General features: G+C 67.4%; 18 protein-coding genes. 5 read left to right on the plus strand and 13 right to left on the minus strand.

The features are described from left to right. Positions 1-109 precede the first annotated feature (109 nt). Positions 110-2119, plus strand: a complete 2010-nt coding sequence (locus tag MKK62_RS25610; protein ID WP_434085001.1) for a TPM domain-containing protein — start codon at positions 110-112, stop codon at positions 2117-2119. Positions 2120-2244: 125 nt separating this feature from the next. Here MKK62_RS25610 and MKK62_RS25615 read toward each other — a convergent pair whose 3' ends face one another. Next, complete coding sequence (locus MKK62_RS25615) at positions 2245-3627, minus strand: glycine--tRNA ligase (protein ID WP_240263123.1); 1383 nt, start codon at positions 3625-3627, stop codon at positions 2245-2247. Positions 3628-3746: 119 nt separating this feature from the next. Between MKK62_RS25615 and MKK62_RS25620 the strand changes: the two genes are divergently transcribed. Continuing rightward, the gene (locus MKK62_RS25620) at positions 3747-4121 is read left to right on the plus strand and encodes an ArsR/SmtB family transcription factor (protein WP_240263122.1); all 375 of its coding nucleotides are present in this window, start codon (positions 3747-3749) and stop codon (positions 4119-4121) included. Beyond that, complete coding sequence (locus MKK62_RS25625) at positions 4118-4513, plus strand: Fur family transcriptional regulator (protein WP_240263121.1); 396 nt, start codon at positions 4118-4120, stop codon at positions 4511-4513. The genes MKK62_RS25620 and MKK62_RS25625 overlap by 4 nt, the downstream gene beginning before the upstream one ends. Before the next feature lie 4 nt (positions 4514-4517). On the opposite strand, the gene MKK62_RS25630 is transcribed toward MKK62_RS25625, so the two are convergent. The 4 genes from MKK62_RS25630 to recO form a co-directional block, all read right to left on the minus strand. Then, a complete protein-coding gene (locus tag MKK62_RS25630; RefSeq protein WP_240263120.1) occupies positions 4518-5024 on the minus strand; it encodes a hypothetical protein in 507 nt (168 codons plus the stop codon). A 40-nt stretch (positions 5025-5064) separates the two neighbouring features. Continuing rightward, positions 5065-5460: a hypothetical protein gene (locus tag MKK62_RS25635; protein WP_240263119.1), complete on the minus strand. Its 396-nt coding sequence runs from the start codon at positions 5458-5460 to the stop codon at positions 5065-5067. 163 nt (positions 5461-5623) lie between these two features. Next, positions 5624-6538, minus strand: a complete 915-nt coding sequence (locus MKK62_RS25640) for a decaprenyl diphosphate synthase (protein ID WP_240263118.1) — start codon at positions 6536-6538, stop codon at positions 5624-5626. Beyond that, positions 6498-7346: a DNA repair protein RecO gene (recO, locus tag MKK62_RS25645; protein ID WP_240263117.1), complete on the minus strand. Its 849-nt coding sequence runs from the start codon at positions 7344-7346 to the stop codon at positions 6498-6500. The genes MKK62_RS25640 and recO overlap by 41 nt, the downstream gene beginning before the upstream one ends. A 63-nt stretch (positions 7347-7409) precedes the next feature. On the opposite strand from recO, the gene MKK62_RS25650 reads away from it, so the two are divergent. Next, a complete protein-coding gene (locus tag MKK62_RS25650; RefSeq protein WP_240263116.1) occupies positions 7410-8852 on the plus strand; it encodes an amidase in 1443 nt (480 codons plus the stop codon). Positions 8853-8930: 78 nt separating this feature from the next. On the opposite strand, the gene era is transcribed toward MKK62_RS25650, so the two are convergent. The 7 genes from era to hrcA all read right to left on the minus strand — a co-directional run bounded on the left by era (position 8931) and on the right by hrcA (position 15803). Beyond that, complete coding sequence (gene era / locus MKK62_RS25655) at positions 8931-9830, minus strand: GTPase Era (protein WP_240263115.1); 900 nt, start codon at positions 9828-9830, stop codon at positions 8931-8933. After that, positions 9827-11110: a hemolysin family protein gene (locus MKK62_RS25660; protein ID WP_240263114.1), complete on the minus strand. Its 1284-nt coding sequence runs from the start codon at positions 11108-11110 to the stop codon at positions 9827-9829. Before MKK62_RS25660 ends, era begins: the two co-directional genes overlap by 4 nt. Continuing rightward, a complete protein-coding gene (gene ybeY / locus MKK62_RS25665; RefSeq protein WP_240263113.1) occupies positions 11107-11640 on the minus strand; it encodes an rRNA maturation RNase YbeY in 534 nt (177 codons plus the stop codon). Before ybeY ends, MKK62_RS25660 begins: the two co-directional genes overlap by 4 nt. A 4-nt stretch (positions 11641-11644) precedes the next feature. Next, on the minus strand, positions 11645-12679 hold the full coding sequence (locus MKK62_RS25670; RefSeq protein ID WP_240263112.1) for a PhoH family protein: 1035 nt from the start codon (positions 12677-12679) through the stop codon (positions 11645-11647). Between the two features lie 55 nt (positions 12680-12734). Further along, positions 12735-13523 carry a 16S rRNA (uracil(1498)-N(3))-methyltransferase gene (locus MKK62_RS25675; protein ID WP_240263111.1) on the minus strand — a complete coding sequence of 263 codons (789 nt, stop codon included), beginning with the start codon at positions 13521-13523 and terminating at the stop codon, positions 12735-12737. Beyond that, positions 13524-14669, minus strand: coding sequence for a molecular chaperone DnaJ (gene dnaJ / locus MKK62_RS25680; RefSeq protein WP_240263110.1), 1146 nt, complete (start codon positions 14667-14669; stop codon positions 13524-13526). It lies immediately after the preceding gene. Positions 14670-14759: 90 nt separating this feature from the next. After that, entirely contained in the window at positions 14760-15803 is a 1044-nt protein-coding gene (gene hrcA / locus MKK62_RS25685; protein ID WP_240263109.1) for a heat-inducible transcriptional repressor HrcA, read from the minus strand. 162 nt (positions 15804-15965) lie between these two features. Between hrcA and MKK62_RS25690 the strand changes: the two genes are divergently transcribed. Beyond that, a complete protein-coding gene (locus tag MKK62_RS25690) occupies positions 15966-16280 on the plus strand; it encodes a type II toxin-antitoxin system VapB family antitoxin (RefSeq protein ID WP_240263108.1) in 315 nt (104 codons plus the stop codon). A 16-nt stretch (positions 16281-16296) separates the two neighbouring features. Here the strand turns inward: MKK62_RS25690 and MKK62_RS25695 are convergent, their stop codons facing one another. Beyond that, positions 16297-16809, minus strand: a complete 513-nt coding sequence (locus MKK62_RS25695; RefSeq protein WP_240263107.1) for an MTB12 family secreted protein — start codon at positions 16807-16809, stop codon at positions 16297-16299. Between the last annotated feature and the right edge of the window lie 19 nt (positions 16810-16828).

Genomic DNA, 16828 nt, shown 5'->3' on the forward strand with positions numbered 1-16828 from the left:
ATCATTCCAGTGCGGCCCCCGGGCGAATGCCAAGTCTTGTGACATCCGATCCGCAGGTCAAGTCAACGGCTGTACCGACCCGCTTCGCCACGGCACTACATTGGCGAGCATGAGCACCTTCCGCCGCCGGATCGCCGTGTTCATGGCGATGCTGATCGCCGCCCTCACTGTCGCGCCGTCGGCCACCGCCCAGCCCCCGTTCCGGCTGCCCAGCTACATCACCGACGACGCCCACGTGCTCAACAACGCCGACCGCTCGGCGATCCAGTCGGCCAGCGCAAAGCTGTACGCCGACCGTCGCATTCAGTTGTGGGTGGTGTTCGTCGACGACTTCTCCGGGCAACCGGCCCAGAGCTGGGCCGAGCAGACCGTGGGTCTGAGCGATCTCGGCGACTTCGGCGCGGTGCTGGCGGTGGCGACCGTCGATCATGCCTATGCATTCCTGGTCCCGCGCCGGGTCAAGACGATCGACGCCGGCCAGGTCGACGATCTGCGGCGCAACCAGATCGAGCCCGCGTTGCGCCGCGGTGACTGGAGCGGTGCGGCGGTCGCGGCGGCCAACGGCCTGGACCGCGGGCCACAGTCGCCGAGTTCGGCGCCGCTGTTGATCGGGTTGGGCGTCATCCTGGTCGCGGTACTGGCGCTCTACCTGGTCACTCGTTGGCGGCGCCGCCGGCGGCGGGCCGCGGAACTGGCCGCGGCGCAGCGGGTCGACGCCACCGACCCCGATGCGTTGGCCAGCCTGTCGCTGGGCGCCCTGGACGACCTCTCGCGGTGGAAAGTCGTCGACGTCGACAATGCGGTTCGCACCAGCGCCAACGAACTCGCGCTGACGGTCGAGGAGTTCGGCGAGAAGCGAACCGAGCCGTTCACCCGCGCGGTCGACGCGGCCAAGGCCGCGCTGGCCCAGGCGTTCACTGTGCGTCAACAACTCGACGACGCGATCCCCGAAACCCGCACGCAGCGTCGCGACCTGCTGACCGAAGTCATCGTCGCCGCCGTGCGGGCCGACCGTGAACTGGAATCCCAGCGGGAAGCGTTCGAGGAGATGCGCGACTTGGTGGTCAATGCCCCGGCGCGGCTGGACACCCTGACCCAACAGGTCGTCGAGCTGACCGCCCGCATCGAACCCGCCGAACAGCGAATGACCCAGCTGCACGACGAATTCGCGTCCTCCGCGCTCGCCTCGGTGGTCACCAACGTCGCCACCGCCAAGGACCGGCTGGCCTTCGCCGAGCAGAACCTCAGCCAGGCCCGCGAGAAGGCGGCCAAGCCGGTCAGCGGGGAGCAGAGCGCACTCGTCGACGCCGTCCATGCCGCGGAATCGGCACTGGGACAAGCACGGTCGTTGCTCGACGCGGTCGACAACGCCGCCAGCGACATCCGGCACGCCGTCGCCACCCTGCCGGCGCTGATCACCGATATCCAGTCCGGGATCGGGCAGGCCGATGCGGCGCTGACCGGCACCCAGCGAACCAGGGCGCCGCATCTGCGTGACTTGGCCGCCGCCCGGGACGCGGCGTCTCGCGCGCTGGACACCGCGCGTGCCAGCGGCAGCGCGGATCCGCTCACCGCGTTCAGCACGCTCACCAAGATCAACGCCGACCTGGATCGGCTGCTGGCCACCGTCGCCGAGGAGCAGGCCGCGGCCGAACGGCTCAGCCGAACGCTGGACCAGGCGTTGTTCAGCGCGCAGTCGCGGGTGCGCGCCGTGTCCGACTATGTCGACAATCGCCGTGGCAGCGTCGGGCCTGAGGCCCGGACCCGGCTGGCCGAAGCGAGTCGTCAGCTCGATGCCGCGCAGGAGCAGAAGACGACCGACCTGAACGCCGCAATCACCCTCGCCAACAAGGCCGCATCGCTGGCCACCGAGGCCCAATCCCTGGCGGAGTCGGACGTGCAATCCGCGCAGCTGGCGTACACGTCGCGGTACGGCGGTGGCGGCCACGCCGGAGCAATGATGGGCGGCATCATCATCGGCGACATGCTCGGCGACGCGATGCGCGGGGGCTTCGGCGGCGGATGGGGCGGCGGCTACGGCGACGGATGGGGCCCAACCTCGTTCGGAGGTTCGGACTCGTCCGACGGTGGCTTCATGGGTGGCGGCGGCCGGTTCTGATCAGCGCCTCCGCCTGAAAGTGGTGGACGCGGCAGCTCACCACGCCCTAGTGAGCCGCCGCGTCGACCGGCTCATCATATTGATCGCGTGACCAATAGTGCAAGATATTCCGGAAAATTGGACGCTCAGCAGCCCAACAGCCGCGAGCTCAGATAGTCGACGACCCCGTCGATCGACACCCGCTCCTGCGTCATCGCGTCGCGTTCCCGAATGGTGACGGCGTGGTCGTCGAGCGAATCGAAGTCCAAGGTCACGCAGAACGGAGTGCCGATCTCGTCCTGGCGCCGATACCGACGGCCGATCGCGCCGGCGTCGTCGAACTCGACGTTCCAGTACTTGCGCAGCTCGGCGGCCAGCTCGCGGGCTTTGGGGCTCAGGTCGGCGTGCCGGGACAGCGGCAGCACCGCTGCCTTCACCGGCGCCAGCCGCGGATCGAGCCGCAACACCGTGCGCTTGTCCACTCCGCCTTTGGCGTTGGGGGCTTCGTCCTCGTGATACGCGTCGATCAAGAACGCCATGAACGACCGGGTGAGCCCGGCTGCCGGCTCGATCACGTACGGCGTGTAGCGGGTGTCGTTGGCCTGGTCGTAGTACGACAGGTCGACTCCGGAATGCTTTGCGTGCGTTGACAAGTCGAAGTCGGTGCGGTTGGCCACACCTTCGAGCTCACCCCACGGATTGCCCGAGAAGCCGAACTTGTACTCGATGTCGACGGTGCGGTCCGAGTAGTGCGACAGCTTTTCTTTCGGGTGTTCGTAGAGCCGCAGGTTCTCGGGGTTGATGCCCAGGTCGATGTACCACTGCCGCCGGGTGTCGATCCAATACTGGTGCCATTGCGGCGCGGTCGACGGCTCGACGAAAAACTCCATCTCCATCTGCTCGAATTCGCGGGTACGGAAGATGAAGTTGCCCGGCGTGATTTCGTTGCGGAAGCTCTTGCCGATCTGGCCGATACCGAACGGCGGCTTGCGGCGTGACGTGGTCACCACGTTGGCGAAGTTCACGAAGATGCCCTGCGCGGTTTCCGGACGCAGGTAGTGCAGACCCTCTTCGGTCTCGATCGGACCGAGGTAGGTCTTGAGCATCATGTTGAAGTCACGCGGCTCGGTCCACTGCCCCTTGGTGCCGCAATCGGGACAGACGATCTCGCTCATCGGGACCTCTTCGGGCTGGACGCCCTTTTTGAGGGCGTAGGCCTCCTGCAAGTGGTCCTGCCGGTGGCGCTTGTGGCAGTTCATGCATTCGACGAGCGGGTCGTTGAACACCTCGACGTGGCCCGAGGCCACCCACACCGCGCGCGGCAGGATGATCGACGAGTCCAATCCGACGACGTCATCGCGGCCGGTGACCACCGAACGCCACCACTGCCGCTTGATGTTCTCCTTGAGCTCCACGCCCAGCGGCCCGTAGTCCCATGCCGATTTCGTGCCACCGTAGATCTCGCCGGCGGGATAGACCAGGCCGCGCCGTTTGGCGAGGTTGACGACGGTGTCGATGACGGACGCCACGAGCTGAGCACTCCTGTTGTTGTGAAGGTGTCATTTTTTAGGCGGGACGATCCGCCATCGTAGCCATCGACTAGCGGCTCTTTGACATGCGTGGTTGTGCATGTGACAGTGGAGGCAGCATGTCTGTGTCATCCTCCACCGCAGCTGACGGTGACGAATTCGTCGGCGAGCACCAACACGGCGACTCCGCGGAACTGCCCGCACCCCCGGCACGAGAAATCCTGGATGCCGCCGGTGAGCTGCTGCGGGCGCTCGCCGCGCCGGTACGCATCGCTATCGTGCTGCAACTGAACGAGGCCGCACGGTGTGTACATGAGCTGGTCGACGCGCTCGGCGTGCCGCAGCCGCTGGTGAGCCAACACCTGAAGATCCTCAAGGCGGCGGGCGTGGTCGCCGGTGAACGGTCCGGGCGCGAGGTGCTCTACCGGCTGGCCGATCACCACCTGGCGCACATCGTGGTCGACGCCGTCGCGCATGCCGGAGAGGACAAATGACCTCGGCAGGTGCGGGCGTGCGGGCCACCCGGCAGCGCGCGGCCATCGCCGGCCTGCTCGACACCCTCGATGAGTTCCGTTCCGCCCAAGAGCTGCACGACGAACTGCGGCAGCGCGGCGAGAACATCGGGCTGACCACCGTGTATCGGACGCTGCAAGCGATGGCCGCCGCCGGCCTGCTCGACACGTTGCGCAACGACACCGGCGAGTCGGTGTATCGCCGTTGCTCCGACCACCATCACCATCACCTGGTCTGCCGCAGTTGCGGGTCGACGGTCGAGGTGGGCGACCGCGAGGTCGAGGAGTGGGCTGCCGACGTGGCCGCCAAGCACGGGTTCTCCGACGTCAGTCACACCATCGAGATCTACGGCACCTGCTCGGACTGCGGCTGACGCGTCAGGGAGCGTCCTTGGTCATTTTCAGCGGCACGGGATACGAGTCGAGTGGATTGTCCTTGCCGCACGGCGGAATGTCCGCGGTTGACCAATAGCGGCCTTCCAGGGTGTCGGGGTTCCAGCTGTAGTGCTTTGTTCCGGGCACCGACGTTCCGTCGCCGCATTGGATCGCGGCCCCCACGTGCATGTCGATGATCCAATTGTTGCCGACATAGCGAGCGGTGGCCCGCCGTCTGGACCCTTCGCCGCCCATCTCAGCCGTCGCGCAACCAGCACCGCAGGGGGTGAAAACCCACGTCTCGGGCGTCGTGTCGTCCGGGTCGCCGGCGACGACTTGATAGTGGCCTGCCATCGTCGGCATCGGCTCTGGGGCAACCGATGTCGGGCTATGGCTCGTACCTGCCGGGCGCGGAGTTCCGGCGACGGGCGGTCCACCGCAGCTCAGTGTCGGCAGCAGCGTCAGGGCCAGCACCACAACCCGCCTCGTCGACACGGCGTCGGGAACCATGCCGCATTTTATCGGTGTTGCGCACGCGCGGAATACGCGTTTACGGGCGGTCCAGCAGCGTCGCGCGGATCTCGGCGCCCTTGTCGAGCACCATCAAGGTCAGCGTGCGTAGCGCCTCGTCGCCCAGGCCGTTGCCCGGGAAGTTGTAGCGCAGGATCAGATCGGCCGACTTGCCTGGCTTCTCGATCAGCGCCACCGACCCCAGAAGCGTCGAACGCGCCTGCTCGGCGACCGTATCGCGAAGCTTCTTGTTCACCGGTAGATCCCACGCGATCACCTGAGTCAGCGACACGAGGTCGAGATCGTCGGTAATCGGCACCACCCGCAGCGACGCGATCGTCCCGTCATGGTGAACCGTCACCGCGCCGTCGGTTTCGGCGTCGGCGCGTAGGACCTCGGCCAGGACATTGAGCAAACGGTCCTCCAGCGACGCCATCAGTCACACCTGCCTCGTGAGTCACCGATCGGCCATGACCGTCGATGTGCCCGCCTCTGAGCGAATGTGGCCGGAATTCGCTCGAAGGTGGGCACAGTGGCTACCCGCTCGAAGCGGATACATGTGTGACCGGAGTGGCTCCAACTCCGGCGAGGGCTACGCATCACGCCGTCCCAAACCGTCTGTGCCGCAACGCATACTCCTCACAGGCCGCCCAGAGGTTGCGGCGATCGTAATCGGGCCAGAGCGTGTCCTGGAAGACGTACTCCGCGTACGCCGCTTGCCAAAGCATGAAGTTGCTGGTCCGCTGCTCCCCCGAGGTGCGCAGCAGCAGGTCCACGTCGGGGATGTCCGGGCGCTGCAGGTGGCGGGCGACGGTCGCCTCGTTGACCCGTTCCGGATTCAGCGTGCCCGCCGCGGCTGCCCGGGCGATTTCCCTTGCTGCCTCAGCGATTTCAGTGCGGCCACCGTAGTTGACGCAGTAGTTCACGGTGATGACGTCGTTGTGGAGAGTGAGTTCTTCGGCCACCGCGAGCTCGTGGATGACGCTGCGCCACAGCCGAGGACGCGACCCGACCCACCGGATCTTCACGCCCATCTCGTTGAGGTTGACTCGACGACGGCGCACGACGTCCCGGTTGAACCCCATCAGGAAGCGCACTTCGTCGGCCGACCGCTTCCAGTTCTCGGTGGAGAACGCGTAGAGGCTGAGCCATTTGATGCCCAATTCGATTGCGCCGCAGACGATATCGATAACGACCGCCTCACCCATCTTGTGGCCCTCGACCCTGGGCAGGCCGCGTTGCGTGGCCCAGCGGCCGTTTCCGTCCATCACGATCGCCACGTGGTTGGGCAGCTGCTCTGCCGGTATCGACGGGGCGGCCGCCTTGGAGATGTGCTGCGGCGGCCGGCGGGGTCCACCGTCCGGTGCGGGCGGCAACTCGGGAAACACCACCGGCCACGTCGAGAGGTCGGGGAAGACCGGGTAGTCGTCAGGCGCTGGGGGGAGCTGCGGGAAGTCGGACCTCCGCTTGCGCTCAGCCCTGCGCGCTGAGCGGCTCACCCGGCTCGTCTCCATGCGCCACATCCTGCCGGACCAGAGTTACCCGGCGGTCGAGCAGGCTGCGATCTATGCGATCCATCGGATCGCCGCGTCGCATCCGTTCCACCAACGGCAGCGTTCGCAGTTGTCGCTCCAGGTGCCACTGCAGATGGGCGGCCACCAGCCCGCTGACCTGACCGCGGGCCGACTGCGGCGCGCCCTCCGCGGCCTCCCAATCGCCATCGCGCAGCGCCGCCATCAGGTCCAGCACGCCCAGCGGCGGGGTCGTCGCCCCGGCCGGGCGGCAGTAGGTGCAGACGCTGCCACCCGCCGCGACGTGAAAAGCCCGGTGCGGGCCCGGCGTGGCGCAGCGCGCGCATTCAGTCAGCGCCGGGGCCCAGCCGGCAATGCCCATGGCGCGCAGCAGATACGCGTCCAGCAGCAGCTCGCGAGGCCGGCTGCCGTCGGCGACCGCCCGCAGCGCGCTGACCGTGAGGCGGTGCAGTTCCGGTGCCGGCGCCCGCTCCTCGCCGGCGAGGCGCTCGGCGGTCTCCAGCATCGCGCATGCGCTGGTGTAGCGGCCGTAGTCGCTGACGATGTCAGTGGCGAACGCGTCCAGGGAGACGACCTGCGTGACGATGTCGAGATTACGGCCCGGGTGCAGCTGGACGTCGATGTGTGCGAACGGTTCCAGTCGCGCACCGAACTTGCTGCGGGTGCGGCGCACACCCTTGGCCACCGCGCGAACCAGTCCATGGTCGCGGGTGAGCAGGGTGACGATCCGGTCGGCCTCGCCGAGCTTGTGCTGGCGCAGCACCACCGCACGATCCCGGTACAGCCGCATAGATATCAGTTTGTCACCTGGTTGCGACGGCACCCGGCTCACGCGCCGATAAGGTCGACACCGATGAGTAGCTCTGTCGACCGCCGTTTCCCGACGCTGACCGATCAGTTGTATCAACTGGCCAGCGGCGCGGTGACCTCCGACGAACTGGTCCGCCGGTCGTTGCACGCCATTGACCAGAGCCAATCATCTCTGAACGCCTTCCGGGTCGTGCTCACCGAGAGCGCGCTGGCCGACGCCGCCGAGGCCGACCGGCGGCGTGCCGAGGGCGACCAGGCACCGTTGCTGGGAGTGCCGATCGCGGTCAAGGACGACACGGACATCGCGGGCGTCGCCACCTACTTCGGCACATCCGGTCACGTCCAGCCGGCCACCCAGGACGCCGAGGTGGTGCGGCGCCTCAAAGCAGCGGGTGCCGTGATCGTCGGCAAGACCAACACCTGCGAATTGGGCCAGTGGCCGTTCACCAGCGGACCGGCATTCGGGCACACCCGCAACCCGTGGTCGCAACGGCACACGCCCGGCGGCTCATCGGGCGGCAGTGCGGCCGCGGTGGCCGCAGGCCTGGTGACCGCCGCAATCGGCTCGGACGGGGCGGGCAGCGTCCGCATCCCCGCCGCCTGGACCCATCTGGTCGGCATCAAACCGCAGCGCGGTCGCATCTCGACCTGGCCGCTGCGTGAAGCCTTCAACGGGATCACGGTCAACGGCGTGCTGGCCCGCACCGTCACCGACGCGGCGCTAGTGCTCGACGCGGCGTCCGGCAACGTCGAGGGCGATCTGCATCAGCCGCGACCGGTGACGGTGTCCGACCACGTCGGCCTTGCGCCCGGCTCGCTGCGCATCGCGCTGTCCACCCGGTTCCCGTTTACCGCTTTCCCGGCGCGGCTGGACCCCGAAATCGCGGCCGCGCTGGAGGCCGTGGGCGAACAGCTGCGCCGACTCGGCCACAGCGTGGTCGAGGGCAATCCCGATTACGGGCTGCGGTTGTCGTGGAATTTCCTGTCGCGGTCCACGTCCGGCCTACTGGATTGGGCGGAGCGATTGGGCGATGGTGTCGAGTTCGACCGCCGCACGATGTCGAACATGCGGATGGGTCGATTGCTCTCGCAGCAGATCCTGCGCAGTGCCCGGGCGAGCGAAGCCGCCAACCAGCGCCGGGTCGGCTCGATCTTCCGCATCGTGGACGTCGTGCTGGCACCTACGACAGCGCTGCCGCCGCCGCTCGCCGAGGCCTTCGACGGGCTCAGCGGACTGGCGACCGATCGCGAGATGATCGCCGCCTGCCCGGTGACCTGGCCGTGGAACGTGTTGGGCTGGCCCTCGATCAACATTCCGGCCGGCTTCACCTCCGAAGGCTTGCCGATCGGCGTGCAACTGATGGGGCCGGCTAACAGCGAACCGCTGCTGGTGTCGCTGGCCGCCGAACTCGAGGCGCTGGGCGGATGGGCCGCCAAACAGCCGGCCGTCTGGTGGAACGCCGAGACCAACGCGGTGAGCAGCTAACCGCCTTTAGCCGCGAAACAAAAGCCAGGGCTGCGATCGGCGGACGATTCACAGCCACCGCTTCTGTCTCGCGGGGAATTAAAAGCCCAGCCGGCCAAGCTGTTTGGGGTCACGCTGCCAGTTCTTCGCGACCTTGACCCGCAGGTCGAGGTAAACCTTGGTGCCGAGCAGTTTCTCGATCTGAGTTCTGGCCGCGGTGCCCACTTCGCGCAATCGTTCGCCTCCCTTGCCGATCACGATGCCCTTCTGGCTGTCGCGTTCGACGTAAAGCAGGGCGTGCACGTCGATCAGGTCGTCGCGACCCTCGCGGGGGTTCACCTCGTCGATCACCACCGCGAGCGAGTGCGGCAACTCGTCGCGGACGCCCTCCAGGGCGGCCTCCCGGATGAACTCGGCCATCAGGACTTCTTCCGGCTCATCGGTCAGCTCACCGTCGGGGTAGTACGGCGGCCCGGGCGGCAGCGCGGCGACCAGCACCCCGATCAGCACGTCGAGTTGCTCGCCGGTGGTCGCCGAGACCGGCACCACCTCGGCGTCGCCGCCCACCAATTCACTCACCGCGACGAGTTGTGCCGCGAGTTTGTCCTTGGACACCGTATCGATCTTGGTGACGATCGCCACCAAAGTCGTTCTGGGCGCGGTGGTTCGGATCTGCTCGACGATCCACCGGTCCCCCGGGCCGATCGCCTCGTCGGCCGGGATGCACAAGCCGATGGCGTCGACCTCGCTGTAGGTGTCGCGGACCAGGTCGTTGAGTCGCTTGCCCAGCAGCGTCCGCGGCCGGTGCAGACCCGGGGTGTCGACGAGGATGATCTGGAAGTCGTCGCGGTGCACGATGCCGCGGATCGTGTGCCGGGTGGTCTGCGGCCGGTTCGAGGTGATCGCTACCTTCGAGCCGACCAGCGCGTTGGTCAGCGTCGACTTGCCGGTGTTCGGCCGGCCGACGAAACAGACGAAGCCGGAACGGAATTCGGTCATCGCGTCTCGCTCTCGTCGACGCGGCTGAGCAGGACGGTGCCAATCCGGACCCGGCCGCGGTGGTCGGGGCCACCTTCGGCATGCAAACGCAGACCGTGCGACACCACCTCCGAACCGGGCAGCGGGACGCGACCCAATTCCAGGGCCAGCAGTCCACCGACCGTGTCGACGTCGAGGTCCTCCTCGAACTCCAGGTCGTAGAGCTCGCCGACATCTTCGATCGGCAACCGTGCCGACACGCGAAAGCGGTTGTCGCCCAGCTCTTCCACTGGCGCCACCTCGGCGGCGTCATATTCGTCGGCGATCTCACCGACGATCTCCTCTAGCACGTCCTCGATGGTCACCAAGCCGGCGATCGCGCCGTATTCGTCGACCAGCAACGTCATGTGGTTGCGGTCGCGCTGCATTTCACGCAGCAAGTCGTCGAGCGGTTTGGAGTCCGGCACGAACACCGCCGGTCGCATGACCTCCGTGACCGGAGTCTCGCGGCCGTTTGCTGACGAGTAATACGCTTGCTGCACACAATCTTTCAAATAGACCACCCCGACGATGTCATCGACGTTCTCGCCGATCACCGGAATGCGGGAATGCCCGCTGCGCACGGCCAGCGATGTCGCGGCGGCGACGGTCTTATCGCTTTCGATCCAGATCATCTCGGTGCGGGGCACCATGACCTCGCGGGCCGGGGTGTCGCCGAGCTCGAACACCGACTGGATCATCCGGCGTTCGTCGTCGGCCACCACCCCGCGCTGCTGCGCCAGGTCGACCACTTCGCGTAACTCGATCTCGGAAGAGAACGGGCCGTTGCGAAACCCGCGCCCGGGCGTCAGCATGTTTCCCAGGACCACCAGCACCCGGCTGATCGGTGTCAGCAGCACCGAAATCGCTTGCAGCGGAAGGGCCGAGACGAGAGCGATCGAGTAGGCGTTCTGCCGGCCGAGGGTCCTGGGGCCGACACCGATGACGACGAAGCTGACGATCACCATGACGACTGCCGCGATGAACATCCCCCAGTCGCGGCTCACCGCACGGTAGAAGAACTGGGCTAGCAGCACCGTCGCGCTGATCTCGCAGACGATCCGCAACAGCACCACCAGGTTGATGTAACGGGGACGGTCGGTCATGATTTTGGCCAGCCGCCCCGCGCCCGGTCGTTCGTCGCGGACCATCTCCTGCACGCGCGCCATCGACACCGTGCTGATCGCCGCGTCGATGGCCGCGAACACGCTGCCGAGGGAGATCAGCACGATCGCGCCGAACAGCGAAGCGAAGTGGCTCAATGGTCGAAATATCGTGATTTGTCCAGCAATCGCTGATCGCGGTCCTGCTGGCGTTGCTGACGGTAGTATTCCACCTGGTCGGCGACCCACTCCTCGAGCAGGCGGCGCTGCAGGCCGAACATCTCTTTCTCCTCGTCCGGTTCGGCGTGGTCGTAGCCCAGCAGGTGCAGCACACCGTGAATCGTCAACAGCGCCAACTCATGTCCCAGCGAGTGACCGGCCGCGGCGGCTTGTTCGGCGGCGAACTCGGGGCACAGCACGATGTCGCCGAGCATGGCCGGTCCCGGCTCGGGCGCGTCGGGGCGACCGCCTGGCTCGAGCTCGTCCATCGGAAAGCTCATCACGTCGGTCGGCCCGGGCAGGTCCATCCAGCGCATGTGCAGATCGGCCATCGCAGCGCTGTCCAGCAGCACCATCGACAGCTCGGCGGCAGGATTGACGTCCATCTGCGCGATCACGAACTTTGCGACGCTGATCAATTCGGATTCCGAGACGTCGAACCCGGACTCGTTGGCGACCTCGATCGTCAAGGCGTCACCGGTGGCCCGAGCCGCGTCGCGCGGCCCGGTTCATCGACAGGCCGGGCTGTTCGTGGCGCGCGTAGGCATCCACGATCTCCGACACCAGCCGGTGCCGCACGACGTCGGAGCTGGTGAGCTCCGAGATGTGGATGTCGTCGATGCCGTCGAGGATGTCGACGGCGGCGCGCAGGCCCGATCGGCTGTTGCCGGGCAGATCAATCTGCGTAACATCGCCAGTGACAACAATTTTCGAGCCAAACCCGAGCCGAGTCAGGAACATCTTCATCTGCTCGGCGGTGGTGTTCTGGGCCTCGTCGAGGATGATGAACGCATCGTTGAGTGTCCTGCCCCGCATGAAGGCGAGGGGCGCGACCTCGATGACTCCTGACGACATCAGCTTCGGGATCAGGTCGGGGTCCATCATGTCGTGCAGCGCGTCGTAGAGCGGCCGCAGATAGGGGTCGATCTTTTCGTAGAGGGTGCCCGGCAGAAAGCCAAGGCGTTCACCGGCTTCCACTGCTGGCCGGGTCAGGATGATGCGGGTGACCTGCTTGGTCTGCAGCGCGTTGACCGCCTTGGCCATCGCCAGGTAGGTCTTACCGGTACCGGCCGGGCCGATTCCGAAGACGATGGTGTGGTCGTCGATCGCGTCGACGTAGCGCTTCTGGTTCAGCGTCTTGGGCCGAATCGTCTTGCCGCGGCGCGACAGGATGTCCAGCGTCAAGACCTCCGCGGGCGACTCGTTGCCGGTGCCGACCAGCATTGCGACGCTGTGGCGCACCCCCTCGGGGGTGAGCGGCTGGCCGCCGGCGACGATCGCGACGAGTTCGGACAGCACCCGCTCCGCGAGCGCGACGTCGGCGGGCAGCCCGGAGATCGTCACCGCGTTGCCGCGCACATGCAGGTCAGCGGCCAACTGGCGCTCGAGGGTGCGCAGATTTTCGTCAGCCGAACCGAGCAGGCCCATGACGAGGTCGGGCGGAACATCGATGCTGCTGCGAACCGAAGACGTGGACGGGCCAGCAGCGTTGGTTTCGCGGGGCGTCACGTGTGTTCTTCAAACCTGCTTTCTGCGGTGTGTCCAGCGAGTTAGCGCTTCGAGTCTACCGCCGGTCGGTGAACGGACCCAATGGTTGGCCGCCGTCGGCAGTTGACCACCGCGACGTCAACACCCCCAGCGCGCCGAGCGCGACGGCCGCCGCGGTCGACGTTCGCAGCACGGTCGGCCCCAGCCGGACCGCTTTCGCACCGGCTTCCACGAGTGCGGTGATCTCGTCGGGGGCTATTCCGCCCTCCGGGCCGACGACGACCGTCACCGACGTCGCCTGCGCCGGGCTCAGATCCGTCAACGGCCGCTCGGCGACACCGTCCAGCGCCAGGACGAGGCCGCCTTCGGCGACCAGGTCACCGATTCGCACCGCCAACATCGCAGTGGACCACACGCCCTCGACGGGCGGGATGTAGGCGCGGCGGGACTGCTGTGCCGCCGCTCGCGCGACCGCCGACCAGCGTCGCAAGCCCTTGTCGGCGCGCGGGCCGTCCCAGCGGGCCACGCACCGGGCAGCCTGCCAGGCGACCAGCGTGTCGGCGCCGGCTTCGGTCGCCAATTCGACGGCCAGCTCGGAGCGCTCGGATTTGGGCAGGGCCTGGACGACGGTCACCGGCGGCCGAGCGGGCTGGACGTGTCGACGGTCGAGCACCCTGGCCCGCAGCCCGTCACGCGCGACCTGCTCGACGACGCAGCGCGCAACGGCGCCGTTGCCGTCGCCGAGCGTCAGCGCCTCGCCGACGCGGATGCGGCGCACGGTGGCGGCGTGGAAGCCTTCGTCACCGTCGACGACCGCGACCTCACCGTTTTCGGGCAGCGCGCCGACATAGAACAGGCCGGCCAATTAGCGGCCGGTGAACGTTTCGCGCAGCCGGCTGAACAGCCCGCCATTGTGGTTGGCGGGCGCATGAGTCGACTGGACCTCGGCGACGTCGCGGCCGCGTCGGCTCTTGAACTCGCGCAGCAGCTCGGCGTCCTGGTGGTCGAGCCGTTCGGGCACCACCACCTCGACGTGTACGTGCAGGTCACCGCGTGCGCCGGAACGCAGGTGCGGCATGCCGTGGCCGCGGCGAGTCGTCACCGAATTGGGCTGTGTGCCCGGCGGAATCGTGATCTCGGTCAGGCCGTCGAGGATCGCGTCGATGGTCACGGTCGTGCCCAGCGCCGCGTCGACCATCGGCACCGAAATCGTGCAATGCAGATCGTCGCCGTCGCGCACGAAGATGTCGTGCGGCTGCTCGTGGATCTCGACATACAGGTCACCGGCCGGTCCGCCGCCCGGACCCACTTCTCCCTGCGCGGCCAACCGGACCCGCATGCCGTCGCCGACGCCGGCGGGGATCTTGACGGTGATGTCCCGGCGGGCCTGCACCCGTCCGTCACCGCCGCACTGGTGACATGGGTCCGGAATGACTTCGCCGACACCACGGCAGGTCGGACACGGGCGTGCCGTCATCACCTGGCCGAGCAGGGATCGCTGCACGGTCTGCACTTCCCCGCGACCGCCGCAGGTGTCACACGACACCGGCTTCGAGTCGCCGTTGGTGCCGCGGCCCTGGCATCGGTCACACAGCACCGCGGTGTCGACGGTGACCTGTTTGCTCACGCCGGTCGCGCATTCGGTGAGGTCGAGCCGCATCCGAAGGAGCGAGTCCGACCCCGGCCGGACCCGGCCGACCGGTCCGCGGGACGTCGTGCCGCCGCCGAAGAACGCCTCGAAAACGTCACCCAGGCCACCGAAGCCCGCGAAGCCGCTGCCGCCCGCGGCCGCGTTCTCCAGCGGATCGCCGCCCATGTCGACGATGCGTCGCTTCTCCGGGTCGGACAGCACCTCGTAGGCGACGCTGATCTCCTTGAACTTCGCCTGCGCGGCCTCGTCGGGGTTGACATCCGGGTGCAGCTCACGGGCCAGCTTGCGATACGCGCGCTTGAGCTCCGTATCGCTCGCGTTCTTGCTCACGCCGAGCAGACCGTAATAGTCGCGTGCCACGCTTGACCTTCCTGACCTCTCCTGAACTCCTCGGCCCAGATTCCGACCGCCAACCGGCGGTCTTGAATGAATTGTGCCTGCAGCGCGGGTTTAACGTGTACCCAGCACTTCTCCGATGTAAAGAGCAACCGCAGCGACACTAGCGATAGTTCCCGGATAGTCCATTCGGGTGGGCCCGAGGACACCCATGCCGCCGTAGACGGTGTCGGAGGTGCCGTAGGCCGTCGACACCACCGAAGTGCCCATCATCTGCTCGGCCTCGGTTTCGTGGCCGATGCGGACAGTGACCTTGCCGGCCTCCTGCTGCGCGGCCAGCAGCTTCAAGACGACGACCTGCTCCTCCAGCGCCTCGAGGATCGAGCGCAGCGAGCCGCCGAAGTCGGCGGTGTTGCGGGTCAGGTTGGCGGTTCCGCCGAGCAGCAGGCGCTCCTCGGTGTGCTCGACCAGCGACTCGAGCAGCACCGTCGCCGAACGACCCACCGCGTCGCTGAGGCTCTTCGACTGTCCCCCGCGACCATCGAGTTGGGCCGCCAGGTCGGCCACCGCGACGGACGCCGCGGACAGCTTCTTGCCCTCCAGCGCCGCCCCGAGCATCTCCCGCAGCTGCGACAGCTGGTGGTCGTCGATCACGTCGCCGAGTTCGACGATGCGCTGGTCCACCCGTCCGGTGTCGGTGATGACCACCATCAGCAGGCGGGCGGGAGTCAGCGCGATCACTTCCAGGTGCCGCACCGTCGACGTCGACAGTGTCGGGTACTGCACGACGGCCACCTGGCGGGTGAGCTGGGCGAGCAGGCGGACGGCGCGGCGCAGCACGTCGTCGAGGTCGACGCCGGATTCCAGGAAGCTCTGGATCGCCCGCCGCTCGGCCACCGAGAGCGGCTTGACGTCGTCGAGGCGGTCGACGAACTCGCGGTAGCCCTTCTCCGTGGGGACTCGACCCGAGCTGGTATGCGGCTGGGTGATGTAGCCCTCGGCCTCGAGGACGGCCATGTCATTGCGCACAGTGGCGGAAGAGACGCCGAGGTTGTGCCGGTCCACCAGCGACTTGGAACCGATCGGCTCCTTGGTGGCGACGAAGTCGGCGACAATCGCATGCAGCACCTGGAAGCGGCGCTCGTCGGCAGTTCCCATCTGACAGATCAACCCTCCTAACCTCGACCAGTTTACGGGGATCACCAGGCTCAACTGCGTCTGTCGCGACTTCTCCTCCGGCCGAACCGGCTGGCGTCGTCGTCGCGATATCGTGGCGTCCATGGCCGCATCGGTGAGCCTCACGTTGGAGACAGCCGAGGGATGATTTTCAAAGGCGTGCGCGACGGCAAGCCATACCCCGACCACAACCTGTCCTACCGCGATTGGTCGCGGATTCCGCCGCGACAGATCCGGCTCGACGAGATCGTCACCACGACAACGGTGCTGGCGCTGGACCGGCTGCTGTCGGAGGACTCCACGTTCTACGGCGACCTGTTTCCGCACGCCGTGCTGTGGAAAGGCGTCATCTACCTCGAAGACGGCCTGCACCGCGCGGTGCGTGCGGCGCTGCGGAATCGCACCGTCCTGCACGCGCGGTTGCTCGACCTCGACGCGGTCACGCCGCACGCCGACTAGGTGTGCCGCGTCGTGCTCAGTTGACGGCGGTCGCCGCTTGCACCAGCGCGAGCGCGGAGTCGTGCTGCAGCATCCAGGTGCCGCCCTGGTCGACGAACACCAGCGTCTTTTCGACCGGACCGGCGAACTTCGGCCCGGTGATCGCGACGTCGGCCTTCACGCCGTTACCTGGAACCGGCTCGATGTTGGTGACATTGAACTGCTCGGGGAAGTTTCCGTTGCGGTAGGCCTTGCGCAGATCGTGGTCGGCCACGTGGCCCTCGCCAGCCGGGATGCCGTTTTCCACCAGGCCGACTTTGGTCTCATAGCCCACGCCCGGGTCGGTGACGCGGTTGCACAGGTCGGCCAGCTGCTCGGGGCTCGGCAGCGGCGGCTCGCCCGGCGCGGGCGGTGGCGGGTCGAGGGGGGCAGTGTGCACGACGGGCACGACCTGCGGTGCGGCGCCGACGGTCAGCGCCGTCGCACCGGCCGCGGCGGCGCCGATGGCGGCGACAGCAGCCACCCCGGTGGCGAAGAATTTCACGGTCATCGTTGTCCCTTCGATTCGG

This window comes from Mycobacterium paraterrae (genome assembly GCF_022430545.2).
Classification (GTDB): domain Bacteria; phylum Actinomycetota; class Actinomycetes; order Mycobacteriales; family Mycobacteriaceae; genus Mycobacterium; species Mycobacterium paraterrae.